The sequence below is a fragment of the Vibrio sp. 2017_1457_13 genome (genome assembly GCF_030851525.1).
GTDB classification, from domain to species: domain Bacteria; phylum Pseudomonadota; class Gammaproteobacteria; order Enterobacterales; family Vibrionaceae; genus Vibrio; species Vibrio metschnikovii.
Map to the genome: position 1 here is coordinate 181,166 of NZ_VHTA01000004.1, position 26,504 is coordinate 207,669.

The 26,504-nt window shown below is 45.8% G+C and carries 23 protein-coding genes and 1 other RNA gene; 20 read left to right on the plus strand and 4 right to left on the minus strand.

Features of this window, described 5'->3' with window-relative positions:
- Window positions 1-7 precede the first annotated feature (7 nt).
- The 3 genes from rpsI (at window position 8) to sspB (ending at window position 1,746) form a co-directional block, all read left to right on the plus strand.
- Complete coding sequence (rpsI, locus tag FKN88_RS06980; protein WP_004395968.1) at window positions 8-400, plus strand: 30S ribosomal protein S9; 393 nt, start codon at window positions 8-10, stop codon at window positions 398-400.
- 244 nt (window positions 401-644) lie between these two features.
- Window positions 645-1,280, plus strand: a complete 636-nt coding sequence (sspA, locus tag FKN88_RS06985) for a stringent starvation protein SspA (protein WP_004395965.1) — start codon at window positions 645-647, stop codon at window positions 1,278-1,280.
- 10 nt (window positions 1,281-1,290) lie between these two features.
- Window positions 1,291-1,746, plus strand: coding sequence for a ClpXP protease specificity-enhancing factor (gene sspB, locus FKN88_RS06990; protein ID WP_154169123.1), 456 nt, complete (start codon window positions 1,291-1,293; stop codon window positions 1,744-1,746).
- Window positions 1,747-1,828: 82 nt separating this feature from the next.
- Here the strand turns inward: sspB and FKN88_RS06995 are convergent, their stop codons facing one another.
- The 4 genes from FKN88_RS06995 to FKN88_RS07010 are packed head-to-tail and all read right to left on the minus strand — an operon-like array spanning window position 1,829 to window position 5,172.
- On the minus strand, window positions 1,829-2,410 hold the full coding sequence (locus FKN88_RS06995; protein WP_004395963.1) for a BON domain-containing protein: 582 nt from the start codon (window positions 2,408-2,410) through the stop codon (window positions 1,829-1,831).
- Window positions 2,411-2,413: 3 nt separating this feature from the next.
- A complete protein-coding gene (locus tag FKN88_RS07000) occupies window positions 2,414-3,004 on the minus strand; it encodes a phosphoheptose isomerase (RefSeq protein ID WP_004395962.1) in 591 nt (196 codons plus the stop codon).
- Between the two features lie 7 nt (window positions 3,005-3,011).
- Complete coding sequence (locus FKN88_RS07005; RefSeq protein ID WP_154169121.1) at window positions 3,012-3,380, minus strand: YraN family protein; 369 nt, start codon at window positions 3,378-3,380, stop codon at window positions 3,012-3,014.
- Window positions 3,367-5,172: a penicillin-binding protein activator gene (locus FKN88_RS07010; RefSeq protein ID WP_154170698.1), complete on the minus strand. Its 1,806-nt coding sequence runs from the start codon at window positions 5,170-5,172 to the stop codon at window positions 3,367-3,369. The genes FKN88_RS07005 and FKN88_RS07010 overlap by 14 nt, the downstream gene beginning before the upstream one ends.
- A 69-nt stretch (window positions 5,173-5,241) precedes the next feature.
- Here FKN88_RS07010 and rsmI point away from each other — a divergent pair, with 69 nt between their 5' ends.
- From rsmI to secA, 17 genes are all read left to right on the plus strand, one after another.
- Entirely contained in the window at window positions 5,242-6,105 is an 864-nt protein-coding gene (gene rsmI, locus FKN88_RS07015) for a 16S rRNA (cytidine(1402)-2'-O)-methyltransferase (protein WP_004395959.1), read from the plus strand.
- Between the two features lie 90 nt (window positions 6,106-6,195).
- An RNA gene (gene rnpB / locus FKN88_RS07020) (RNase P RNA component class A) lies at window positions 6,196-6,589 on the plus strand.
- 185 nt (window positions 6,590-6,774) lie between these two features.
- Window positions 6,775-7,725, plus strand: coding sequence for a 16S rRNA (cytosine(1402)-N(4))-methyltransferase RsmH (gene rsmH / locus FKN88_RS07025; protein WP_154169119.1), 951 nt, complete (start codon window positions 6,775-6,777; stop codon window positions 7,723-7,725).
- Window positions 7,726-7,734: 9 nt separating this feature from the next.
- Window positions 7,735-8,052: a cell division protein FtsL gene (gene ftsL / locus FKN88_RS07030; protein ID WP_154169117.1), complete on the plus strand. Its 318-nt coding sequence runs from the start codon at window positions 7,735-7,737 to the stop codon at window positions 8,050-8,052.
- The gene (locus tag FKN88_RS07035) at window positions 8,049-9,782 is read left to right on the plus strand and encodes a penicillin-binding transpeptidase domain-containing protein (protein ID WP_154169115.1); all 1,734 of its coding nucleotides are present in this window, start codon (window positions 8,049-8,051) and stop codon (window positions 9,780-9,782) included. Before ftsL ends, FKN88_RS07035 begins: the two co-directional genes overlap by 4 nt.
- Before the next feature lie 36 nt (window positions 9,783-9,818).
- The gene (gene murE, locus FKN88_RS07040; RefSeq protein WP_154169113.1) at window positions 9,819-11,306 is read left to right on the plus strand and encodes a UDP-N-acetylmuramoyl-L-alanyl-D-glutamate--2,6-diaminopimelate ligase; all 1,488 of its coding nucleotides are present in this window, start codon (window positions 9,819-9,821) and stop codon (window positions 11,304-11,306) included.
- Window positions 11,303-12,664 (plus strand): UDP-N-acetylmuramoyl-tripeptide--D-alanyl-D-alanine ligase, encoded by a 1,362-nt coding sequence (gene murF, locus FKN88_RS07045; protein ID WP_306687374.1) that lies wholly within the window; start codon window positions 11,303-11,305, stop codon window positions 12,662-12,664. Before murE ends, murF begins: the two co-directional genes overlap by 4 nt.
- Window positions 12,661-13,743: a phospho-N-acetylmuramoyl-pentapeptide-transferase gene (mraY, locus tag FKN88_RS07050; RefSeq protein WP_004395952.1), complete on the plus strand. Its 1,083-nt coding sequence runs from the start codon at window positions 12,661-12,663 to the stop codon at window positions 13,741-13,743. Before murF ends, mraY begins: the two co-directional genes overlap by 4 nt.
- A gap of 18 nt (window positions 13,744-13,761) precedes the next feature.
- On the plus strand, window positions 13,762-15,093 hold the full coding sequence (gene murD, locus FKN88_RS07055) for a UDP-N-acetylmuramoyl-L-alanine--D-glutamate ligase (RefSeq protein ID WP_154169109.1): 1,332 nt from the start codon (window positions 13,762-13,764) through the stop codon (window positions 15,091-15,093).
- A gap of 5 nt (window positions 15,094-15,098) precedes the next feature.
- The gene (gene ftsW / locus FKN88_RS07060) at window positions 15,099-16,286 is read left to right on the plus strand and encodes a cell division protein FtsW (RefSeq protein ID WP_154169107.1); all 1,188 of its coding nucleotides are present in this window, start codon (window positions 15,099-15,101) and stop codon (window positions 16,284-16,286) included.
- Window positions 16,273-17,349 carry an undecaprenyldiphospho-muramoylpentapeptide beta-N-acetylglucosaminyltransferase gene (gene murG, locus FKN88_RS07065; protein ID WP_170904555.1) on the plus strand — a complete coding sequence of 359 codons (1,077 nt, stop codon included), beginning with the start codon at window positions 16,273-16,275 and terminating at the stop codon, window positions 17,347-17,349. Before ftsW ends, murG begins: the two co-directional genes overlap by 14 nt.
- Window positions 17,350-17,352: 3 nt before the next feature.
- Entirely contained in the window at window positions 17,353-18,816 is a 1,464-nt protein-coding gene (gene murC, locus FKN88_RS07070; RefSeq protein ID WP_306687375.1) for a UDP-N-acetylmuramate--L-alanine ligase, read from the plus strand.
- 178 nt (window positions 18,817-18,994) lie between these two features.
- A complete protein-coding gene (locus tag FKN88_RS07075; protein WP_040904680.1) occupies window positions 18,995-19,753 on the plus strand; it encodes a cell division protein FtsQ/DivIB in 759 nt (252 codons plus the stop codon).
- Window positions 19,754-19,767: 14 nt separating this feature from the next.
- Entirely contained in the window at window positions 19,768-21,030 is a 1,263-nt protein-coding gene (gene ftsA, locus FKN88_RS07080) for a cell division protein FtsA (RefSeq protein ID WP_004395946.1), read from the plus strand.
- A gap of 30 nt (window positions 21,031-21,060) precedes the next feature.
- Entirely contained in the window at window positions 21,061-22,275 is a 1,215-nt protein-coding gene (ftsZ, locus tag FKN88_RS07085) for a cell division protein FtsZ (protein ID WP_154169105.1), read from the plus strand.
- Between the two features lie 95 nt (window positions 22,276-22,370).
- A complete protein-coding gene (gene lpxC / locus FKN88_RS07090) occupies window positions 22,371-23,288 on the plus strand; it encodes a UDP-3-O-acyl-N-acetylglucosamine deacetylase (RefSeq protein ID WP_004395944.1) in 918 nt (305 codons plus the stop codon).
- 458 nt (window positions 23,289-23,746) lie between these two features.
- On the plus strand, window positions 23,747-26,458 hold the full coding sequence (gene secA, locus FKN88_RS07095; protein WP_306687376.1) for a preprotein translocase subunit SecA: 2,712 nt from the start codon (window positions 23,747-23,749) through the stop codon (window positions 26,456-26,458).
- The last annotated feature ends 46 nt before the right edge of the window (window positions 26,459-26,504 follow it).

Consider the following 26,504-nt stretch of genomic DNA (forward strand, 5'->3'; position numbering starts at 1 on the left):
TTCGGAAATGGCAGAGAATCAATACTACGGCACTGGCCGTCGCAAAAGCTCAGCTGCACGTGTTTTTATTAAACCAGGCAGCGGCAACATCGTAATCAACAAGCGCAGTCTTGATGAATACTTCGGTCGTCCAACTTCGCGCATGGTGGTTAAACAACCACTTGAGCTTGTTGAAATGACAGAGAAATTTGACCTATACATCACTGTTAAAGGTGGTGGTATTTCTGGTCAAGCTGGTGCTATCCGTCACGGTATCACTCGCGCTCTTATGGAGTACGATGAATCACTACGTCCTGCACTACGTGCTGCTGGCTACGTTACTCGCGACGCTCGTTGCGTTGAACGTAAGAAAGTTGGTCTACGTAAAGCACGTCGTAAACCTCAATTCTCTAAGCGTTAATCTTTTTCAAAGATTATCCTTCAGCTTCGGCTGGATTGTGGTTCGAAAAGCTCAGCATTTGCTGGGCTTTTTTGTATCGGTAATAGCGGGTTACATGGCGAGTGTTATTACGCTTAAGAAAGAACATTAGCGTGATGAGCACGAAATATGCTATTATGCCATGCTAATTTTTGATTATTCGAATCATCAATGGAGGCTAAGCCTCCATTGTTTTTATACTTGTAAGTGTGTGCTGGAGGGCTCCATGGCTGTAGCTGCCAATAAACGTTCTGTGATGACTCTATTTTCGAGTGCGTCTGATATGTATAGCCATCAGGTACGTATTGTGCTGGCTGAAAAAGGTGTCAGTGTTGAAGTTGAACTGGTTGATGAAGATAATCTGCCTGCTGAACTTATCGAACTGAATCCCTATAAGTCGGTCCCAACGCTGATTGATCGTGAGCTTGCGCTGTACGATTCAAAAATCATTATGGAATACCTAGATGAGCGTTTTCCTCATCCACCTTTGATGCCAGTTTATCCGGTCGCTCGTGGTAATAGTCGTTTAATGATCTATCGTATCGAAAGAAACTGGTATTCATTAGCGGATAAAGTGATTCGTGGTAATGCTAGCGAAGCGGAAGCGGCTCGTAATAAACTGCGTAACGACTTATTAACGCTTGCGCCGGTATTTGCCGAATACGAATACTTCATGAGCGAAGAGTTCAGCTTAATTGACTGCTATCTCGCGCCATTGCTATGGCGTTTACCAGTCTTAGGTATTGAATTAATTGGTCCTGGTTCTAAAGAATTAAAAGTCTACATGAATCGTGTATTTGAGCGTGATTCATTCTTAGCCTCTTTGACAGAAGCTGAGCGTGAGATGCGCCTGTCGCGTTAATCGGTGTGTTATGGATATTGAAAAAATGACACCTCGTCGACCTTTCATGCTACGTGCGTTTTATGATTGGTTGTTAGACAATGAATTAACACCACACCTTGTGGTTGATGCGACTCTGCAAGGGGTACGAGTACCGATGGAGTTCGTCCAAGATGGACAGCTCATCCTCAATATCGCTCCTCGCGCGGTGGGTAATTTAGAGTTAGGTGATGATGAGGTCACGTTCAGTGCTCGCTTTGGTGGACGCCCTCACTTAGTGATTGTTCCTCTTTATGCGGTGCAAGCCATTTATGCCCGTGAAAACGGGGCTGGCACCATGTTTGAACCAGAGCCGGCTTATCAGCAAACGCTGACTCAGGTGACTGAGAGTGCTATTGCTGCTCAAGACAGTGGTGCTGATGAGCAACCTACCGATACTGAACCATCAAAACCTCAAGGTAGACCAAGCCTTCGAGTGGTCAAATAACCTTCGATGATAAAATACGATAATAAAAAAAGCAGCGATGACGCTGCTTTTTTTATTGGCGCGATTTATTATTTGATTAAGCTTAATCGGCGTATTCAAACGCTTTGATGACTTGCTTAACTCCTGATACATGACGTGCAACATCAGTCGCTATTTCTGCATGTTCTTGAGTAACGTAACCGAGCAAAAATACTTCTCTATTTTCAGTGATCACTGAGACTTTCACGCCGCGCAGCTCTGATTTAGCCAACAAGGCTGATTTGACCTTGGTGGTGATCCAACTGTCATTACTGACTTGACCGACGGTTAACGGCGCTTGTATTTTGACTTGATTGTGTAAGTGGTTCACCCCTTTAAGTTGCTCGATTTGGCCAATAAATTGCTCGAGTAACTCATTGGTTTGCGATTGACCAATCAAGACTACCGTGCCTCGAAATGAGCTGGCCGTGATACGCATTTGACTACGGAAAGGCGGTTTATTACTTAACCCTGTGATTTCTAATTCAAGGTTTTTATCTTGCCATTGTTCAGTCGTTGAACGAGGATCTGTCGCAATGTTAACCGTTGCTGCCGCTCCTGCGACTAAAAAACCAGCACAGCCAGACAGCGGTAAGATAAACAGTAGGGCAAGTAGAGCGAATAAGTTGAACCGGGCGTTTTTCATGGGTTACTCTTCGTGAGCTGGAAACAACACTTGGTCAATTAAGTCACATAAACAGTGTAAAGTGACCATGTGCACTTCGTGAATACGGGCGGTGCGATGGGAAGGAATACGAATCTCGACATCATTCTCCCCAAGTAACCCTGCCATTTCTCCACCATCTTTACCCGTTAAGGCAATAATGGTCATATCGCGTGTCACCGCGGCCTCCATCGCTTTGATGATGTTTTTACTATTACCACTGGTAGATATGGCTAGCAGTACATCACCCGCTTGACCAAATGCTCGGACTTGTTTAGAGAAAATCTCTTGGTAATGGTAGTCATTGGCGACAGCGGTCAAAGTCGTATTGTCGGCGGTGAGTGCCATCGCGGGTAAGCTGGGGCGCTCAGTTTCAAAACGATTCAGTAAACAAGAGACAAACTGCTGAGCATTGGCGGCCGATCCTCCATTACCACAGCAGAGGATTTTCTGACCATTGAGTAGCGTGACGACCATCGCTTGCGCGGCATGCATAATCGCATCTGGTAAGGCCTCGGCGGCGGCGATTTGAATTTGAATACTTTCAGTAAAGCTATCTTTAATGCTATCGAGCATTGATTGATTATCCTTGGGTTATTGCGTTTTTTATCCACTCAATGTGCTGACCGTTGTCATGAATGGCCACGACATCGAAACGAAAATCGGTATTATCGACACTGAGTCCGTGCTTGAGCATCCACCAATTCGCAGCTTTGATCAAGCGAGTTTTTTTATGCGAAGTGACCATCTCGGCGGCATGGCCGTAAGATTGATTTTTACGATATTTTACTTCAACAAAGACTAAGCAAGAGCCATCGCGCATCACCAGATCAATTTCGCCAACGCGAGTGGTAAAGTTTTTTTCCAGTAAGCGTAGTGCGTGGCGGCTGAGGTAATCTGCCGCCACTTGTTCATAATGCAGTCCCGTATTTCGGCGACTAAAGAGCTCCATGCTCCGCCCAACTAATTTCACGCTGTACTATACAGTTTTGATCAATACCAAGCACACCAGTTTGGCCAGAAATGGTATATCCTTTGACGGCTTTCATCTGTGGGAGTTCCAACATCAGTTGATAGGCATCCATCCCGAGCGCTTGCAAACGACGATCGGCATTGGACGTTCGTGGCCAAAGTTCAGCCGCTTGAGTGGCAACTGGGTTACCCGACTCGATCAACAGTGGAATATCGCTATAAGTGATCCCGGTGAGATCTTCAAATTGACGACCTCCGCTGTTGCTGTTTGAATTAGAAAACAGCTTAGGAGGACGGGTATCTGGATTAATGGCGACCTCAATAAAAGGTTTGATCAACGTGAGGTCAGCAATACCCGCTGCAATGTATACCGCATCAATATCGCGTCGGCTACGAGGCTGGCTCTCTAAGCTGATACCCAATAATGAGTTCATTTGGGCAATATTCTGTTGGCTTGCTTGAAGACCGAAAACGTTGTTGATATTGCGTTGTAATTGTCGTTTGTCACCAAATAAGTTCACCGCGACCTTATTGGTACTGTATTGACGCCATTCTTGATTGAAGGCTTCAACCACACGATCGCCGTAGCTACCCTGTGGTGCTAAAATTAATGGGTATCGGTAGCCTTGACTGAACAAATACTTGGCGGCTTGAGCAACTTCTTGCTCAGGAGAGAGTGTGAGATAGCAAGTTGTACTGGACGGCTCAATCTTGTCCGGAATATTCAGCGCTAAGGTTGGGATCGCTTGGCCGCGTTTTTTCTGAAAAGCTTGTAACTTTTCGATATCGCTTTTAATCAGTGGGCCAACGACAAAATCGACCTGTTTTTCTGCCAAAATCGCATCAACATTTTCTAAGCTTTCAGTATTGGTGTCCAAAATGGTCAGGGTGGCGTTAGGATCGCGCAGAGGATCGTTCATCATTGCCATGATAAAGCCGTCACGAATCAGCTCCGCTTGCTTAGCAAAGCGACCACTGAGTGGCAGTAGTAAGGCGGTGTGAGTAGGTTGAACGAGATCTAACGCTAAAATATCACTGATCGTTTGAGGGGTGTAACGAGCCGCAGGATGTGAGGCGTTTTCTTTTAGCCATTTTTCTAAAGTATTTTTTAATTGCGGTAAATCGCTACCGAGCGTTTTGACATAGATAGCCAGTTGTAACCAACCATCGAGAATCTCTTCATCCGCTCCAGTACTTAGCGTTGTAATGGTTGAGCTAGAGTACCCATCAAAATTCTGCCAAATTTGTTGTGCAATCATCGATTGCTGGTCAGGCGTCGAATGTTCATACAACCCAACGAGTTCTCGATTCGCGTCAAAGGCACGTTCCAGCGCGAGCAAACTGTCAGCCCTCAGCTGATAGTACTTCTGCCATTGTCGCGGGTCTAACCGCCAATCCGTAGGGAAACTGAGCCGCGATAAGACCGTTTGGTATTGCTGTTGATTAAAAGATAACTGAGCGCGAGCAAGTTGCCACTCTGCCTGTTGAGTCTCACTCAAGGTTTGTTTTGAGATACGGCGAATCAATAATTCTGCCTGTGCGGAATCATTGTCGGCAACGGCAGCTTTGAGTGCCATAATGAGCCAATCATTTTGTAAGCTGCCTTGGCTGCTATCTGCACGCATTAAATAGGTTTGTGCCGATAGCTGTGGTTTATCGGTGATCTGTACAGACGTTGGTACTGACGGTGTGGTTGAACAAGCCGCTAGCATGATTGCCAATGCAACGGGAGTGAGTAAGCGTGTTACACTGCATCTCTGATGGTTTTTCATAGCCATGGGTTCTTTCATTATTCCGTGTAAAATTGTCTCTATATTAATCGTTGAAGTGATGGTAAACAAATGACAGATAACAAAACCGTGTCCGCAGAGGGAGCAACCCTCTATATTGTCCCGACGCCAATTGGCAATCTAGGTGATATCACCCAACGTGCCCTTGATGTGCTTGCTCAGGTCGATGTTATCGCCGCTGAAGATACACGCCACACAGGTAAACTGCTTGCTCACTTCAATATCCAAACTAAAACGTTCGCTTTGCATGATCACAATGAACAGCACAAAGCTCAAGCATTAGTTGATAAATTATTATCGGGTCAGTCGATAGCGCTCGTTTCAGATGCGGGCACACCGCTGATCAGCGATCCAGGTTACCATTTAGTCAATCAATGTCGTCAAGCGGGTGTTAAAGTTGTCCCTCTTCCTGGTGCTTGTGCGGTTATTACGGCACTGAGTGCTTCTGGTTTACCTTCAGATCGGTTTAGTTTTGAAGGTTTTTTGCCGGCGAAAAGCAAAGGGCGTAAAGATAAATTTTTAGAAATAGCCAAAGTTGAGCGAACGTGTATTTTTTATGAATCACCGCATCGAATCAACGAATCGTTGCAGGACATGCTGGAAATTTTAGGTCCGGATCGCCAGGTGGTTTTGGCTCGTGAGCTGACCAAAACCTTTGAAACCATCCAAGGGTTACCACTTGGTGAGTTAATTGAATGGATTAATCAAGATGAAAACCGCAAACGCGGAGAGATGGTTCTATTGATTCATGGTGTGAGGGAAACATCGAATCAAGCGTTACCGGAAGAGGCATTAAGAAGCTTAGCTATTTTAAGTAAAGAGTTACCCTTAAAGAAAGCGGCGGCCTTGGCGGCTGAAATCTATAACGTCAAGAAAAATGCCTTGTACAAATGGGGCCTTGAAAACTTAAGTTAATGCTGGCTTTTTGAGCGGTTGCGTCGAATTATAGACGGGTTAGAGATTGTTGCTAGACAGCCTCTACGCTTATCTATAGAATCCGTGACCGGAGTTGACTGGGTAGCCGCTGCCTTATTGACGTCCCTTAACCTTGTGTTAGGGAGACTGATAAGGGGGAGGAAAGTCCGGGCTCCATAGAGCAGGGTGCCAGGTAATGCCTGGGGGGCGCAAGCCTACGACAAGTGCAACAGAGAGAAGACCGCCGATGGCCCTTTGGGGATCAGGTAAGGGTGAAAGGGTGCGGTAAGAGCGCACCGTGCGTCTGGCAACAGTTCGTAGCAAGGTAAACTCCACCCGGAGCAAGACCAAATAGGCTTCCACATAACGTTGCTCGCGTTAGGAGGCGGGTAGGTTGCTTGAGCCAGTGAGCGATTGCTGGCCTAGAGGAATGGCTACCGCCGCGCAAGCGGAACAGAACCCGGCTTATATGTCGACTCCACCTTTTCAGGCCCATCATAGCTTCGCGGTTATGATGGGTTTTTTGCTTTTTATTGACTTAGCTGATAGCAAAACCATTAAACTTAGCGCAATGTCACGTCCTGTCTATGCTTATGGGTAGCGGTCGAGTGTGAAAACGGTACACTAACTAAGCATCAATCGCGCTTTGTTCAGCGAAACGAGAATATTATGACTGAATCTTTCCAACACGTATCTGTACTGCTTCATGAATCCATCGATGGGTTAGCGATCAAACCGGATGGTATTTATATCGATGGGACTTTTGGCCGAGGTGGTCATAGCCGCACTATATTAGCTCAATTAGGTCCAGAAGGGCGCTTATACAGTATTGATCGTGATCCTCAGGCCATCGCTGAGGCGAGTAAAATTGATGATCCACGGTTTACGATTATTCATGGCCCTTTTTCTGGTATTGCAGAATACGCACAGCGTTATAACCTGCAGGGTCAGGTTGATGGCGTGTTATTTGATTTAGGGGTGTCATCACCACAACTCGATGATGCTGAACGCGGATTCAGTTTTATGAAAGATGGTCCGTTGGATATGCGTATGGACCCCAATTCAGGAGTTTCGGTCGCGCAGTGGCTATTAACCGCAGAATTGGATGATATTACTTGGGTGATTCGTGAATTTGGCGAAGATAAGCATGCAAGACGGATTGCTAAAGCGATCGTTGCTCATCGTGACAATCCAGACAACGAGCCTCTGACTCGAACCAGTCAGTTAGCGAAGTTAATTTCGGAAGCGGCACCAAAAAGTTTTAAAGAAAAAAAACACCCCGCGACCCGGACTTTTCAAGCTTTCCGTATTTACATTAACAGTGAATTAGAAGAAATTGATATTGCTTTGCAAGGAGCCGCTTCGATTTTAGCGTCGCAAGGACGTTTATCGGTGATCAGTTTCCATTCATTAGAAGATCGTATGGTTAAGCGCTTTATCCGCAAAGAGAGTAAAGGGCCCGATGTCCCACATGGTTTACCACTCACGCAAGATCAAATTAAAGCCTTAGGTAGTGCGAAGTTAAAAGCGATCGGTAAAGCGATTAAGCCAAGCGATCACGAAGTGGCGCTTAATCCGCGTTCTCGTAGCTCAGTGCTACGGATTGCAGAAAAGTTGTAATTATTCACTATGTCTGTCTCTAAGCCAAACCTTGCCAAGTTAATTGTGATTGACCTGTTTACCGTCGGTCGATGGCCTCTGTGTTTGTTATTAATGATTTTTGCCACTGCGATGGGAGTGGTATTTACCACTCATCATACTCGTCAAGCGATTGCCGAAAAAAATGAGGCCATGCAGCAACGTGACTATCTGGATAATGAGTGGCGTAATTTGATTTTAGAAGAGACAGCGCTGTCTGAGCATAGTCGAGTGCAAGATGTCGCCAGCCGTGAATTAGAGATGAAGCGTCCAGATGCTGATAAAGAAGTAGTGATTAAGCTTAAATGAGTAAACAGCCGACCAAAAAAGCGCTAGCCGCTAGCTCACCGACCAAGTCAACTCCGCCAGTTTTGATCCACTGGCGTTTATATTTATTACTCTCGTTTGTGGTGCTGATATTTGGTTTATTGATTGCTCGGCTCGCATTTATTCAAGTGATTGAACCGGACAATTTGATCCGACAAGGTGATTTACGCTCGATTCGTGCGCTGACCTTACATTCAGCACGTGGGATTATTTCTGATCGAAATGGTGAGGCGCTCGCGGTGAGCGTACCGGTCGAAGCGGTCTGGGCGGATCCGTTAGTGATTTTTAGAGAGGGTGGCTTTAACGAACTTGAACGTTGGCACGCATTAGCCGATGTGTTGGGCCTAGATAGGCAAGCCATGCTGCAAAAAATTCAAGATAACAGCACGCGACGTTTTGTTTACTTGCAGCGCCAAGTCAGTCCGGCAATGGCTAAGTACATTCGCGAGCTTAAACTGGTTGGGGTTGGCCTCAAATCAGAATCACGTCGTTACTATCCGGCAGGAGAAGTCAGTGCACATCTGATCGGCGTGACCGGGATTGATGGTCATGGTTTGGAAGGGGTTGAACGTAGCTATGATAAATGGCTGACCGGTGAGGCAGGCAAGAGCATTATCCGCAGAGATCGTTATGGTCGCGTGGTTGAAAATATTGCCCTCGAACAGCGGGAAGAAGGTAAACCCCTGCAATTGACCATTGATCAGCGTTTGCAAGCTATTGCGTTTCGTGCGGTAAAACAAGCAATGGCCGATTATCGTGCCACTTCCGCTTCCGCGGTGATGCTTGATGTAAAAACCGGAGCGGTGCTAGCGATGGTGAATGCACCCTCTTATAACCCGAATAATCGTAGCGATTGGCAAAGTTTTCAAATGCGCAATCGAGTGATTACTGATGCGTTTGAGCCAGGGTCAACCGTTAAACCGTTTGTCGTCCTTGCAGCGTTAGCGAATGGAACGGCCGATGAAAATACCATTATCGATACGGGTAATGGCATCATGCAAGTCGGTGGGAGCCGAGTGCGAGATGTTTCTCGGGTTGGAAAAGCCAGTTTGCAGGTGATTTTACAAAAGTCGAGTAATATCGGTGTGGCTAAACTGGCGTTGGATATGCCTTTAGAAGATACCTTAGATATGTATCGTGCGGTTGGGCTTGGTGAGGTTTCTGGGCTCAATCTTGTCGGAGAAAGCAGTGGTATTTTCCCTAATCGCCGCCGCTGGTCTCCTTTTGAAATTGCCACATTAGCTTATGGTTATGGTTTATCGGTGACGCCGATCCAATTGGCGCATGCCTATGCGACATTAGGCAATCTTGGTGTCTATCAGCCGATTTATCTGATTGATAGTAATCGTCAAGACTTATCTCAGCGAGTCGTAGACGAAAAATACGCCAGACAAGTATTAGAGATGCTTGAAACCGTCACTCAACCGGGAGGAACCGCGGTTCGTTCTGCCGTTCCGGGATATCGGATTGCCGCTAAATCGGGGACATCACGTAAAGCCGTCGCTGGAGGATACAGTGATGAGTATTTCGCTTACACCGCTGGTGTCGCTCCTGTCAGTAACCCTCGTATTGCTCTAGTGGTCATGGTTAATGAGCCGCAAGGGGATACTTACTATGGTGGCGCTGTTGCTGGTCCAGTGTTTGCTGAAATAATCAAAGGGGCGTTACAAATCTTAAATGTCGCACCTGATGAGAATCGTTTTCAACGCTAATGTTTATTCAAATCAAAATGAAAAAATGAAATCGACATGAAGATAACTCAAGGTTTACCCACATTGCTTGCACCATGGATGAAGATTGATGATCCGCAACTCAATTCGTTAACCATTCAGCACTTGCAGCTCGATAGTCGGAAAATACAACCAGGCGATACGTTTGTGGCGGTTGCCGGACATGCTGTTGATGGGCGACAGTTCATCGCCGATGCGTTGGCTCGTGGCGCTAATCTCGTATTAGCCCAAGCCGATGAAAAGCATCCTCATGGTACGGTGAGCGATATCGATAGCAAACCGATCATCTATTTAGCGTCGTTGGATGAGCATTTATCGGCATTAGCGGGTCGTTTCTATGCCGATCATACTAACCGAGTAATCGCCGTAACCGGAACCAATGGTAAGACGACCATCAGTCAATTAATCACTCAATGGCTCGAATTGATGGGAGAGCGTGCCGCCGTGATGGGCACCACAGGCAATGGTTTTTTAAATCAATTACAGCCAGCGCTCAATACCACTGGCAATGCATTGGAAGTACAGGCTACGTTACGTCAACTGGCGGAGCAAGGGGCCGAGTATACCGCCATGGAAGTCTCTTCTCATGGTTTGGTTCAAGGACGAGTCAAAGCTCTCCCCTTTATCGCAGGGGTTTTTTCAAACCTAAGTCGCGACCATCTTGATTACCACGGTACGATGCAAGAGTACGCCAAAGCGAAGCAATCATTATTTACTGAACATGATTGTCAGCAAGCGATCTTGAATGTTGATGATCCGGTCGGTGCACAATGGGCGACTCATCAATGGCCGGGGCTAGTTGGGGTATCATTGTATCAACAGCCGGAGACAGAACGTTGCTTATGGGCGACGTCGGTCAGCTATTCCGAGCAAGGTATTCACTTAGCCTTTGATGGCAGTTGGGGAGTAGGCCACTTACACGCCCCTTTAATCGGTGAGTTTAATGCCAGTAATCTGCTACTTTCGTTGGCCACGTTATTAAGTTTAGGGTTTAGCAAGCCAGCTTTGCTGGATACTGCGCCGCAGTTAACGCCTGTCTTAGGACGGATGGAGCTATTTAGCGCACCGGGCAAAGCGAAAGTGGTTGTCGATTATGCACATACGCCTGATGCGTTAGAGAAAGCGCTTTGCGCTTTGCGTGTTCATTGTTCGGGGCAACTGTGGGTTATTTTTGGTTGTGGTGGTGATCGTGATACCGGTAAGCGCCCAATGATGGCCGCGATCGCCGAACAATTTGCCGATGAAATCATTTTTACTGACGATAATCCGCGCAGTGAGTCTGCGCACGCTATCGTACAGGATATGCTCGCAGGATTAAGCCATGCTCAAGCGCACATTGAGCATAATCGTTATCAGGCCCTGCAGTATGCTCTGACTCATGCCAATGCCGATGATATTATTTTGTTAGCGGGCAAAGGGCATGAGGATTACCAAGTACTGGCCGATCAAACCGTTCATTATTCTGACAGAGAGTCAGCTCAACAACTTTTAGGGTTAACCGTATGATCAGCACTCAATTATCGACGATCAGCCACGTAGTACAAGGTCAATTACTGGGCGCGGATAGCATTATTTCGTCTGTTTCAACCGACACGCGTCGGATTGAGCCTGAAGGGCTTTTCATCGCTTTAGTCGGTGAACGTTTTGATGCTCATCAGTTTGCGCAGCAAGCGATAGATGCGGGCGCTAAAGCATTGCTGGTTGAGCGTGCTCTCGCGGTGGACGTTGCGCAAATCGTCGTCAGCAATACCAAACAAGCGTTAGGTCAACTGGGGTGTTGGGTTCATCAACAGTGTCAAACGCCAACCATCGCGATTACTGGAAGCTGTGGAAAAACCACGGTCAAAGAGATGGTCGCTAGTATTTTAAGTGCTAAAGGTCAGGTGTTGTATACCGCCGGTAATTTTAACAATGATATCGGTGTGCCACTCACCTTACTTCGCTCGAGCCGAGAAGATGATTTTGCAGTGATTGAATTGGGTGCCAATCATATTGGTGAAATTGCCTATACGACCCAGTTGGTTAAGCCATATGTCGCGTTAGTTAATAATGTTGCTGCAGCTCATTTGGAAGGTTTTGGCTCGATTGATGGCGTGAAACAAGCCAAAGGAGAGATTTATCAAGGTCTCGCTCCAGGGAAAACGGCACTGGTTAACTTGGATAGCCATGGCGGTGAGTTATGGAGTAAGGTACTGGCCGATAAACAAGTCAAAACCTTTTCCGTTAACCAGCAGAACGCTGACTTTTTTGCCTCGCAAATAGCGTTAAATCAAGCGGGAGAAGCCAGTTTCACCTTGCATACTCCGCAAGGTGAACAGCCCGTAACATTAGGCATTATAGGTCAACATAATGTTAGTAATGCGCTAGCTGCTAGCGCATTAGCGATGGAGATGGGCGCGAGTATACAAGAGGTAGCCGTTGGACTTGCCCAGTTATCTGCCGTGAAGGGGCGAGTTGACGTTAGCCTGTTAACACCGATGATTCGCCTGATTGACGACAGCTATAACGCAAGCGTTCCGGCCATGAAAGCGGCGATTGAACTGCTGGCCTCTTTCTCCGGTTGCCGTTGGTTAATTTTAGGTAATATGGCGGAATTAGGTACAGAAAGTCTTGCACTTCACCAACAAGTCGGTGAACATGCTGCCCCATTCCAATTTGACTATGTTTTGACGTATGGAGAGGATGCGCGAGTGATCAGCCAACAGTGTCAGGGACAGCACTTCTCAACGCATCAAGACATGCTGACGTTTATTGAGCAGCAACTCGAAGTTCGCGCTTCTCAATCTCATGTGTTGTTAGTGAAAGGAGCGAACAGTTCAGGTATGAGTAAGATTGTTGCTGCACTTAAGGAGAAATTCTCATGATTATTTGGCTTGCGGAGTTACTCCAGCCCTATTTTTCATTCTTTCGTTTGTTTGAATATTTATCCTTTCGGGCCATTGTAAGTATTTTGACCGCATTGAGTTTATCTCTTTGGATGGGACCAAGATTAATTAAGCGTCTTCAGGTGCTGCAAATTGGTCAAGTGGTTCGTAATGATGGTCCTGAGTCGCATTTTAGCAAACGTGGTACGCCAACCATGGGCGGTGTGATGATTCTAGCCTCGATCAGTATCACGGTGTTACTGTGGGCCAATTTAAGTAATCCTTATGTCTGGGCCGTATTGGCGGTACTGTTAGGTTTTGGAGTCATTGGCTTTATTGATGATTATCGTAAGGTGGTACGTAAAAATAGCGATGGTTTGATTGCGCGTTGGAAGTATTTTTGGCAATCGGTTATTGCTCTCGTGGTCGCTTTTGCTCTTTATGCCCATGGTCACGATACCGCAGCCACTCAGTTAGTTGTGCCTTTCTTCAAAGATGTGATGCCACAGCTTGGCTTACTGTATATCGTATTAACTTACTTTGTGATTGTCGGTACCAGTAACGCGGTAAATTTAACGGATGGATTAGATGGATTAGCGATTATGCCGACCATCTTAGTCGCTGCTGCTTTTGCGGTCATTGCTTGGGCAACCGGTAATGTCAATTTTGCCAATTATTTGCATATCCCCCATATTCCTTATACCTCAGAGCTGGTTGTCGTTTGTACCGCCATTGTTGGCGCAGGCCTTGGCTTTTTATGGTTTAACACTTATCCAGCGCAAGTTTTTATGGGCGATGTCGGCTCATTAGCTTTGGGTGGGGCCCTCGGTATTATCGCAGTTTTGGTCAGACAAGAGCTGTTATTGGTGATCATGGGCGGGGTATTTGTGATGGAAACCATCTCGGTTATCTTGCAGGTCGGTTCCTATAAATTGCGTGGTCAGCGTATTTTTAGAATGGCACCCATTCACCATCACTATGAATTGAAAGGCTGGCCAGAGCCGCGAGTGATTGTGCGTTTTTGGATTATTTCTATTGTGCTAGTTTTGATTGGTCTAGCGACCTTAAAAGTACGCTAATCCGTAGAGGCAAGAGTCATGGATCGTTGGCAAGACATTCAGCAAGTTGTGGTGGTTGGGCTAGGCATTACTGGCCTTTCAGTGGTCAATTATTTACGTCGCTATCACCCCGCGCTTCAGGTTAAGGTTATTGACACTCGACTCTCGCCTCCAGGTCAAGAGTCTTTGCAACCGGACGTCGCTTTGCACTGTGGTGGCTGGCATATGGACTGGCTACTCGACGCGGATTTGATTGTCACCAATCCGGGTATTGCATTGGCGACGCCTGAAATACAGCAAGCGCTTGCTGCTGGCATTCCTGTTGTTGGTGATATTGAGCTATTTGCTTGGCATGTTGATAAGCCAGTGATTGCCATTACTGGATCGAACGGTAAAAGTACGGTGACCGACTTAACTGGAGTAATGGCGAAAGCGGCGGGCGTGAAAACGGCGGTAGGGGGCAACATTGGTGTGCCCGCACTCGATCTATTAGCGGAAGCGGCTGATCTCTATGTTTTAGAGTTATCGAGCTTTCAGTTGGAAACGACGGATCATTTATCAATAGCTGCGGCGGCATTTTTAAATTTGTCCGAAGATCATATGGATCGCTACTCTGGAATGGCAGAGTATCGCCAAGCCAAGCTACGTATTTTTAATCATGCCAAAACCGCGGTGATTAATGCTGATGATCGACAAACGTCACCGGATGACTTTTCAGGGCCAATACTCAGTGTTGGTTTAGCAAATTCTGCCGATTACTCGCTAGAGATACATCAGGGTGAGGAATATTTATCGGTTAAAGGTACGCCTGTGCTGGCGGTTTCTCAACTGAGCCTTGTTGGGCGACATAATATCGCTAATGCCTTAACGGCTCTCGCACTCTTAGACGCCCTAAATATAGAGTATACCCACGCATTAGAGGCGTTAAAGTCTTACACTGGATTGACACACCGTTGCCAACTGGTTGTAGAGTATGATGGCATTCGCTGGGTCAATGATTCTAAAGCGACTAATTTAGCCAGTACCTTGGCCGCCTTATCGGGCCTTACGGTAGACGGTGATCTTTATTTGCTGGTTGGTGGCGTAGGAAAAGGTGCTGACTTCACTCCTTTGAAGCCTATTTTGGCGACGTTACCCGTTAAATTATGCTGTTTTGGTGTTGATGGGCAACAATTTATGCCATTACACCCTTCAGCGCGGTACTACCCAAGTTTATCCGCGATCCTTGAAGAGATTCATCCGCAATTGAAAGCGGGGGATATGGTCTTACTCTCTCCGGCTTGTGCCAGCTTTGATCAGTTTAACAACTTTATGGCTAGGGGAGACGCTTTCGCGGCGCTAGCTAAACACTACGCCTATACAAAAAGGTAATCTCTGTGTCCATCTCAAGCACGCTAAGCGCTTTCGTTCATTGGCTAAAAACACCGTCACCGACAGCGCTGTTTGATCGGCAGTTAGTTTGGCTTGCGTTAGGATTGATGTTGATTGGCCTTGTCATGGTAACGTCGGCTTCTTTTCCGATCAGCTCTCGTTTAACCGAGCAACCCTTTCACTTTATGTTTCGGCATGGGATTTTTTTGATTTTAGCTCTGGGGACATCGGCGATTATTTTGCAGATCCCGGTTGAGCGTTGGATGCGTTATAGCTCGGTGTTTCTTGCCCTCGCCTTTGTATTGCTGATTGTGGTTTTGGTCGCGGGTAAATCGGTTAATGGGGCCTCACGCTGGATCCCACTTGGTTTGTTTAATCTCCAGCCTGCAGAGGTGGCTAAGCTAGCGCTATTTATTTTTATGTCTAGCTATTTGGTTCGCAAACAAGATGAAGTGCGCGCCACTTTTTTTGGTGGCTTCATGAAACCGATCATGGTCTTTGCCGCGTTAGCGGTGCTGCTGCTGTTGCAACCAGATTTAGGTACAGTGATTGTCATGCTAGTTACGTTATTTGGCATGTTGTTTATTGCTGGCGCTAAATTATCTCAATTTTTGGCATTAGTCGTCGCAGGCGTGTTAGTCGTGGTTGGTTTGATTGCGGCAGAGCCTTATCGTATTCGTCGTGTTACCTCGTTTCTTGACCCGTGGGAAGACCCTTTTGGCAGTGGCTATCAGCTCACTCAATCCTTAATGGCCTTTGGTCGTGGCGAATGGTGGGGCCAAGGTCTGGGTAACTCGATTCAAAAATTAGAATATTTACCGGAAGCCCATACCGACTTTGTTTTTGCGGTAATGGGCGAAGAGTTAGGATTTGTTGGCGTTAGTTTAGTACTGATGTTGATTTTTAGTTTGGTACTTAAGGCGATGTTGATTGGTCGAAAAGCCTTTGAACATGATCAGCAATTTGGTGGTTATTTGGCGTTTGGGATTGGTATTTGGTTTGCTTTTCAAACCTTAGTTAACGTCGGCGCCGCTTCAGGCATGGTGCCTACCAAAGGGCTAACGCTACCATTGATCAGTTACGGCGGTTCAAGCTTGATTGTTATGTCCGTCGCGGTATCGATTTTATTAAGAATTGATCACGAATGTCGTTTGCAAGATAGAAGAAAAGATAGACATCATGAAGAAAAATAAACGTTTAATGGTCATGGCTGGTGGCACTGGGGGACATGTGTTCCCCGGCTTGGCGGTGGCAAAACAGCTCCAACAACAAGGTTGGGAGATTCGTTGGTTAGGTACTGCTGATCGCATGGAAGCTGAACTGGTTCCCAAGCATGGCATTGCGATTGACTTTATTCGCGTTAAAGGGTTACGCGGCCAAGGTGTATTGCGTTTACTAAAAGCGCCATGGCAAATCTTAAATGCTGTTTGCCAAGCGCGCCGTCATTTGCAAGCGTGGCAGCCTGATGCGGTATTGGGAATGGGAGGCTACGTCAGTGGACCTGGTGGGATTGCTGCTTGGTTGCTGGGTATTCCGGTGATTCTCCATGAACAAAATGCTGTCGCAGGCTTAACCAATCAATGGCTAGCGAAAATAGCCACTAAGGTATTCCAAGCTTTTCCTGGTGCGTTCAGTGATGCTTCGGTAGTGGGTAACCCTGTGCGAACGGATGTCACTCAAATTGCTGAACCAACAGAGCGCTTAGCGGAACGACAAGGTCCGATTCGGATTTTGGTCATGGGTGGAAGTCAAGGTGCACAGGTCTTAAATCAAACCCTGCCAGAGGTCATGGCAATCTTGGGTGACGGTTACCACATACGCCATCAAGCGGGTAAACATCATCATTCTGAAGTCGAGCAAGCTTACACAGATTTAGGTTGTACTCAGTTTGAGGTGACGGAATTTATTGATGATGTCGCAGATGCCTATCAATGGGCTGATTTAGTCGTTTGTCGCTCTGGTGCGTTAACCGTTTCCGAAGTGTCAGCCGCGGGAGTGGCGGCTATTTTTATTCCTTTTATGCATAAAGATCGTCAGCAAGCGCTTAATGCGGATCATCTTGTTTCAAGTGGCGCGGCGTTAATGATCGAACAACCTGAACTGACCAGCGAACGATTAGCGAGTACCATCGCCAATCTCGACCGATCACAATTGTTGACGATGGCTAAGCAAGCCAGACAAGCGGCTAAGCTGAATGCGGATAAAGTGGTTGCCGAGGCGATTATCGCCATCACTGCAGATAAACATGAGAAATGATCAATGACAATTAAACATACTCAAGACTTGGCGCAAATTCGTGCCCTTGTTCCAGAAATGCGTCGAGTAAAGTGTATTCATTTTATTGGCATTGGCGGCGCGGGAATGAGTGGCATCGCAGAAGTGCTACTCAATGAAGGCTATCATATAACTGGTTCTGATTTATCGAGTAATGCGGTGACTGAGCGTTTAGCCAACAAAGGGGCAACGATTTATCTTGGTCATCAAGCACAACATGTATCGCAAGCAAGTGTGGTTGTCGTGTCAACGGCAATTAATGAGCAAAACCCTGAAATCATTGCTGCTCGAGAAAAGCGAATTCCTGTCGTACGACGCGCAGAAATGCTCGCTGAATTAATGCGTTTTCGACACGGTATTGCTGTGGCTGGAACGCATGGCAAAACTACGACGACGGCTTTAGTCACGCAAATCTACTCTGAAGCGGGTCTGGACCCGACTTTTGTCAACGGTGGATTGGTAAAAAGTGCAGGAACTAATGCACGTTTGGGGTCGAGTCGGATATTAATTGCTGAAGCGGATGAAAGTGATGCTTCGTTTTTACATCTGCAACCGATGGTGACGATTGTTACTAATATTGAAGCTGACCATATGGATACCTATGGTGGTGATTTTGAAACCCTTAAGCAGACGTTTGTCGATTTTTTACATAATCTGCCTTTTTATGGCCAAGCGGTATTATGCATTGACGATCCGGTAGTCAGAGAGCTTATCCCTCGTATCTGTCGCCATGTGATTACTTATGGATTTTCGGAGGACGCTGATGTGCGGATTGCCGATTACCACCAACAAGGTCAGCAAGGTCATTTTACCGTGCTGCGCCAAGATAAGGCGGATCTGGCGATTACCTTAAATATTCCTGGTCGACATAATGCATTAAATGCGGCTGCCGCGATCGCCGTTGCCAGTGAAGATGATATTGACGATGATGCGATTTTACGTGCGATGGCGAGTACTCAAGGCACTGGGCGTCGTTTTGACCACTTAGGTGAGTTTGCCACAGGTAATGGCCATGTTATGTTAGTGGATGATTATGGTCATCACCCTACTGAAGTTGATGTAACCATTAAGGCTGCTCGTAATGGTTGGACAGAAAAACGTTTAGTGATGATTTTCCAACCTCATCGTTACACCCGTACGCGCGATCTGTACGATGACTTTGCTCATGTACTTGAGCAGGTCGATGTTTTACTGATGTTGGATGTCTATTCTGCAGGAGAGAAGCCGATCGCTGGAGCTGATGGACGCTCATTGTGCCGAACGATTCGCCGCCGTGGAAAAATAGATCCGATCTTTATTCCAGATAGTGCTGCATTACCTGCAGTTTTAGCCAATATTCTGCAAGATGGTGACTTAGTATTGACGCAAGGTGCGGGTGATATTGGTAAAATAGCCAAACAACTTGCTGCACTGAAATTGGATATTGAGCAGATGCAACAGTGTCTATAAGTTGCATAACTGAGCACTTATGGCAAATAAATGACCATTAAGCACCGATTTCTTTACTTGAGTATTTGATACTTTTCATCGGCTCAGTATAATTCGAGGGTTAACGTCAGTGCTTTTACCTTTATTGAGCAACGATATAGGGAATCACATTGCTAGTCGACATCAGGATCATCGGACTTTGATTAACCATGTGTTAACCGAAAGTCGTCGCTTATCCACTTCATCTCAAGTGAAACAGCATACCGCTTCAGGGTGCTTTTTCCTGATGGTGCTGCTGTTGATAGGCGCTTTGTTGTACTCAACGATCAGTTGGATGTGGGATGAGCATCGTCTGCCCCTTTCCCAATTAGTCTTGCAGGGCGATTTACATTATGTTTCGACACTCGATGTCCAGCGCGCCTTTGCTGAGTTAGACCATATTGGCACATTTATGTCGCAAGATATTGATGTTTTACAGAGCCGAGCACAAGCGATCCCTTGGGTTGCGCATGCTTCTATTCGTAAACAATGGCCAGACACCATTAAGGTTTTTTTAACCGAACATCAAGTGGCTGCGATTTGGAATGGTAATGCACTGCTCAACGATAAAGGTAAGGTTTTCAATGGCGATATCGCCGCGGTAAAACAAGAGTATGTTAAATTGTATGGCCCCGATGACAGTGGCCCGCAAGTACTCGCTGTGTGGCGACAATATAATCCACAGTTTCAAGCGTTAGGGTTAAATATTTCTTCCCTACTATTGAATGAGCGCCGTGCTTGGCAAATTATTTTGGATAATGGTATCCGCTTAGAATTAGGTAAAGAGTCATTAGATGAGCGTATTGCCCGTTTTTTCCTACTTTATAAGCGATTAGGTCAAGATGCTGAGCGAGTCAGTTATATCGATCTCAGATACGATACAGGTGCCGCAGTAGGTTGGTTCTCAGAGCAAGAGTGACAAAGAGAGTTTAAATGACGAAATCGGCCAATGATAGCATTGTAGTTGGATTAGATATTGGTACCGCAACGGTGTCCGCGTTGGTCGGTGAGATCCTACCTGACGGTCAAATTAATATCATCGGTGCGGGCAGTAGCCCATCACGAGGTATGGATAAAGGCGGCGTTAACGATCTGGAATCTGTCGTCAAATCGGTACAACGCGCCGTCGATCAAGCTGAATTAATGGCAGAATGCCAAATAAGTCACGTTTTTTTATCTATATCTGGCCGACATATTGCAAGCCGTATAGAGAAAGGCATGGGAACCATCTCTGATGAAGAAGTCTCCCAAGACGATATGGATCGAGCAATCCATACTGCCAAATCGATTAAAATTGGCGAAGAACAACGGATTTTACATGTTATTCCTCAAGAATTTACCATTGATTATCAAGAAGGGATTAAAAATCCACTAGGATTATCAGGGGTTCGTATGGAAGTGAGCGTCCACCTGATCACCTGTCACAACGATATGGCTCGAAACATTATTAAAGCCGTGGAACGTTGTGGACTGAAAGTTGAACAGTTAGTGTATTCAGGATTAGCCGCTAGTCATGCGGTGATCACCGAAGATGAGCGTGAACTTGGTGTCTGTGTGATCGATATTGGCGCCGGTACCATGGATATTGCTATCTGGACGGGTGGGGCGTTACGACATACTGAAGTGCTCTCTTATGCTGGTAATGCGGTGACGAGTGACATTGCGTTTGCTTTTGGTACGCCGGTGAGCGATGCTGAAGAGATCAAAGTAAAATATGGTTGCGCATTAAGTGAACTGGTGAGCAAGGATGATACGGTTAACGTTCCGAGTGTTGGTGGACGTCCCTCACGAAGTTTACAAAGACAAACCTTGTCGGAAGTGATAGAGCCTCGCTACACTGAGTTAATGGGGTTAGTGAATCAGATCATCGACACGGTGCAAGATAAGTTGCGCAAAGATGGTATTAAACACCATCTCGCTGCCGGAGTGGTATTGACTGGCGGTGCCGCGCAAATTGAAGGATTAGTCGACTGTGCAGAGCGAGTATTCCGTAATCAAGTTAGGGTGGGGAAACCGCTCGAAGTGAGTGGTCTAACCGATTATGTAAAAGAGCCGTATCATTCTACGGCGGTGGGTTTACTTCATTACGCAAGAGATAGCCAAATAAGTGATGATACTGATTATCAAGAGCCTAAGCGCCAATCAGTATCGAGTTTATTCAGCCGCTTGCGTAATTGGATACAAAAAGAGTTTTAACCTGATAAGCAGGAAAAACGGAGATAACACATGTTTGAACCGATGATGGAAATGTCTGACGATGCGGTAATCAAAGTCGTTGGAGTGGGTGGTGGTGGCGGTAACGCTGTAGAACACATGGTGCGTGAGTCCATCGAAGGCGTGGAATTCATCAGTATCAATACAGATGCGCAAGCACTTCGTAAAAGCAATGTCAGTACGGTTATCCAAATTGGTGGTGACATTACTAAAGGACTCGGCGCGGGTGCTAACCCGCAGGTGGGTCGTGATGCTGCTCTTGAAGATCGAGAAAGAATTAAAGAAATTCTCTCTGGCGCCGATATGGTATTTGTCGCCGCTGGTATGGGTGGTGGTACTGGAACTGGTGCTGCTCCGGTGATTGCAGAAGTGGCAAAAGAACTCGGCATTCTAACGGTTGCTGTAGTGACCAAGCCATTTAGCTTTGAAGGTAAAAAGCGCCTCGCGTTTGCGGAGCAAGGGATTGAAGAACTATCGAAACATGTTGATTCTTTAATTACCATCCCTAACGAGAAGCTGCTCAAAGTATTGGGTCGTGGTATTACCCTACTTGAAGCCTTTGCCAGCGCGAACGACGTACTTAAAAATGCCGTACAAGGCATCGCTGAGTTAATTACTCGTCCAGGTATGATTAACGTCGACTTTGCTGATGTAAGAACAGTAATGTCTGAAATGGGTCATGCCATGATGGGGAGCGGTGTGGCTAGAGGTGAAGATAGAGCAGAAGAGGCGGCAGAAATGGCCATCTCAAGTCCGCTTCTAGAAGACATCGATCTAGCAGGAGCTCGTGGCGTACTGGTTAATATTACGGCTGGCTTGGATATGCGTCTTGATGAGTTTGAAACGGTGGGTAACACGGTTAAAGCTTTTGCATCAGACAATGCGACAGTCGTGATTGGTACTTCACTTGATCCAGACATGGCCGATGAAATTCGTGTAACAGTCGTAGCAACCGGTATCGGTAACGAGAGAAAGCCAGATATCACATTGGTTGCTGGTGGTAGCAAACCGAAAACCACCGCCATTGCTCAACCACAGAACGTTGCTTCGGCGGCTAAAGTGGAAGAGAGAATGGCACAGCCTTTGCAGGAAAAGGTAGAAGTGAAAACTCAGTCAGCATCAACGACGAGTAGTGCTTCTTCTGCAGGCCAAAGTACGGCACCTAAGCCAGAAAAAGAGAGCGGTTATTTGGATATTCCGGCTTTTTTACGTCGTCAGGCTGATTAAAATAGCGCCACAATTTGACACCGTTCAAAATTTTGGTAAGATGTCGGTCGGTTTTTATCGGTCGAGCTTTGTGGCATCGAAATAGAGGCAAGTAGATGATCAGACAACGTACTCTGAAAGAAATAGTGAAAACAACTGGAGTGGGCCTTCACTCTGGTCGTAAAGTCACGCTTACTCTTCGCCCTGCTGCTGCAAACACGGGTATTATTTATCGCCGTACTGATATTAATCCACCTGTTGATTTTCCGGCTGATCCAGCATCAGTCCGAGATACTATGCTATGTACAGCATTAGTGAATGACGATGGTATTCGTATCTCAACCGTTGAGCATCTCAATGCGGCTTTGGCTGGCATGGGAATCGACAATGTTATTGTTGAAGTAGATGCTCCGGAAATTCCTATTATGGACGGCAGTGCTAGCCCGTTTGTATATTTATTGCAGCAGGCTGGTATTGAAAAACTGAATGCGCCTAAGCGTTTCATTCGTATCAAAAAGCCAATACGTTTCCAAGATGAAGACAAATGGGCAGAGTTACGTCCCCACAATGGCTTTAAAATGGATTTTGAGATCGAGTTTAATCATCCAGCGATTGATGGTGACGAGCAACATCTCGTGTTTGATTTCTCTTCACAAGGTTTTGTAAAAGAGATTTCTCGCGCTCGAACGTTTGGTTTTATGCGTGACATCGAATATTTACAATCTCAAAACCTCTGCCTCGGTGGGAGTTTTGATTGTGCTATCGTGCTTGATGATTACCGTATTCTGAACGAAGAAGGTTTGCGTTTTGCTAACGAATTTGTCACCCATAAAGTGTTGGATGCCATTGGTGATCTTTACATGTGTGGCCATGCGATTGTCGGTGAGTTCAGAGCTTACAAATCAGGACATGGTCTAAATAACCAGTTACTTCGTGCGCTATTGGCTGACCAAGAAGCGTGGGAATGGGCAACATTCGAAGAAGAAGCAGGATCTCCGGTTGCTTTCGCTGAGCCGAATATGGTTATCGCATAAACGACGAATAAATAAAAAAGCCAGACTCAGTCTGGCTTTTTTATTTATTCGTCGTTTACTCATCTTGAACAGTATCCTACCTGTTTTATGGTTATCTAAAGCGGCAATCTATTAGAAGAGCGGCGGTAATAAGTTGCCTCTAGGGGACTTAATCACATTTTGCCGCTTGAGATTGGAATCACGATGACAATGTTAATGGCGTTTAGTTGCCATAACAGACTTCGTTCTGATTAAGTAAAATGGTATCTTACGCCTTTGGTACTATGACCATCGATGATTATCGAGAAAAATCCTTACACTGAGTATGACTTAATTGGCTTAGTGTCTTGAAAATAAACATCTTCAGCACAATATCCAAGGGACATGATTTATCTCAGTATCCTTAGTTGAAGATAGAGAGAGACTGGAAATATTTAAAGCAGATCGGGACGATCCAAGTAAAGAGAGATACATAAAAAATGATAACTAAGCTACTGACAAAGGTGGTTGGCAGTCGCAACGACCGAACCTTGCGCCGTTTAAGAAAAATTGTTAAAGAGATCAATAACTTTGAACCTGCATTTACGGCGCTTTCTGATGATGAGCTAAAAGCGAAAACTATCGAGTTTCGTCAGCGTATTGAGCAGGGAGAATCGTTAGATCAACTGTTACCCGAAGCCTTTGCTACGGTACGTGAAGCCTCTAAGCGTGTGTTTGGCATGCGTCATTTCGATGTGCAATTAATTGGTGGTATGGTACTCAATGCTGGTCAAATCGCCGAAATGCGTACTGGTGAAGGTAAAACACTCACCGCAACATTACCCGCTTATCTTAATGCGTTAGCGGGTAAGGGCGTACATATCGTTACCGTCAATGACTACTTAGCTAAACGTGATGCGGAAACCAACCGTGCTTTATTTGAGTTTTTGGGCATGACCGTTGGGATTAACGTTCCGAATATGCCACCTCATGAGAAAAAACAAGCCTATCTTGCCGATATTCTTTACGGCACCAACAATGAATTCGGTTTTGACTACTTGCGCGATAACATGGCTTTCCGTATGGAAGACCGAGTTCAACGTGAACGCTTTTTTGCGGTAGTGGATGAGGTGGACTCGATCTTAATCGATGAGGCGCGTACGCCATTGATCATCTCTGGTCCTGCTGAAGATAGCTCTGAATTATATACACGAATTAATACACTGATTCCTAATCTCCAACAGCAAGATAAAGAAGACTCTGAAGATTATCGTGGTGATGGTCACTATACCGTGGATGAAAAATCCAAGCAGGTTTATCTGACCGAAACTGGACAGGAGTTTGTTGAGGAGTTGTTAATTCGTAATGGCTTAATGGAAGAAGGGGATACCTTATATTCTCCGACCAATATTAGCTTATTGCATCATGTGAATGCGGCACTGCGCGCACATGTCTTATTTGAGAAAAACGTCGATTATATTGTTACCGATGATGGTGAAGTGGTTATTGTTGATGAGCATACCGGACGAACGATGCCAGGACGTCGTTGGTCTGATGGCTTACATCAAGCCGTTGAAGCGAAAGAAGGGGTCAAAATTCAAAATGAGAACCAAACCTTAGCCTCGATTACTTTCCAGAACTACTTCCGTCTCTATGAAAAATTATCTGGTATGACGGGAACTGCTGACACAGAAGCTTTCGAGTTTCAGTCGATTTATGGTTTGGAAACGGTGGTTATTCCAACCAATAAACCAATGGTTCGTGACGATATGCCGGATGTAGTGTATCGCACCGAAGCAGAAAAGTTTGCCGCTATCATTGAAGATATTAAATATCGAGTAGAAAAGGGTCAGCCGGTACTGGTTGGTACGGTCTCGATTGAAAAATCAGAGCTACTTTCTAATGCACTGAAAAAAGCCAAGATCAAGCACAACGTGCTGAATGCGAAGTTTCATGAGAAAGAAGCAGAAATTGTTGCCGATGCAGGTAAACCTGGCGCGGTCACCATTGCAACCAACATGGCGGGGCGAGGTACGGATATTGTCCTCGGTGGGAGTTGGCAAGCACAGGTTGAGATGTTAGATAACCCAACTCAAGAGCAGATTGATCAAATCAAGGCTGAGTGGAAGAAAGTACATGATCAAGTCTTAGCCTCCGGCGGTTTACATATTATTGGTACCGAGCGTCATGAATCTCGTCGTATTGATAACCAGTTGCGTGGTCGTTCTGGGCGTCAAGGTGATGCGGGTTCTTCGCGTTTCTATCTCTCAATGGAAGACAGTTTGCTGCGCATCTTTACTTCAGATCGTATGGCGAGCTTAATTCAGAGTGGCATGGATGAAGGCGAAGCGATTGAAAGTAAAATGCTCTCTCGCTCAATTGAAAAGGCGCAACGTAAAGTTGAAGGTCGTAACTTTGATATACGTAAACAGCTACTGGAATACGATGACGTAGCCAATGATCAGCGTAAAGTGGTTTATGAGCTTCGTGATGAGCTAATGAAAGTCGATGATATCAGTGACATGATTGAACACAATCGTGTTGATGTATTTAACTCGGTGATTGATACCTACATCCCACCACAATCGTTAGAAGAAATGTGGGATATCGAAGGTTTGCAAGAGCGCTTGAAAAATGACTTTGATCTTTCTCTACCGATTCAAACTTGGTTAGATGAAGATGATAAGCTTTATGAAGAAGCGTTGCGTGAACGGATTCTGGAACAAGCGGCTACCGTGTACAAAGAGAAAGAGCAAGCGGTTGGCGTTTCAGTCATGCGTAACTTTGAAAAATCAGTCATGTTGCAAACACTGGACACGTTATGGAAAGAGCATCTCGCAGCTATGGACCATCTACGTCAAGGGATCCATTTACGTGGTTATGCGCAGAAAAACCCAAAACAGGAATATAAGCGTGAATCGTTTGAACTGTTTGAAGGTTTGCTTGATTCGCTAAAATCCGATGTGATTGCTATTTTGTCGAAAGTTCGCGTGCAACAGCAAGATGAAGTGGAACGTATGGAAGCTCAACGTATTGCTCAAGCAGAAGAAGTTGCTCGTCGTGCTCAAGCGCAACATGCAAGTAGCGATAACCAAAACAAAGACGATGGGCATCATCCGATGGTGCGTGAAGAGCGTAAAGTGGGACGTAACGAACCTTGTCCTTGTGGCAGTGGTAAAAAATACAAACAGTGCCACGGTAAAATTGATTAATTTTATTTAATCCAGTAAAAAGAGTCGCTTAGGCGACTCTTTTTTT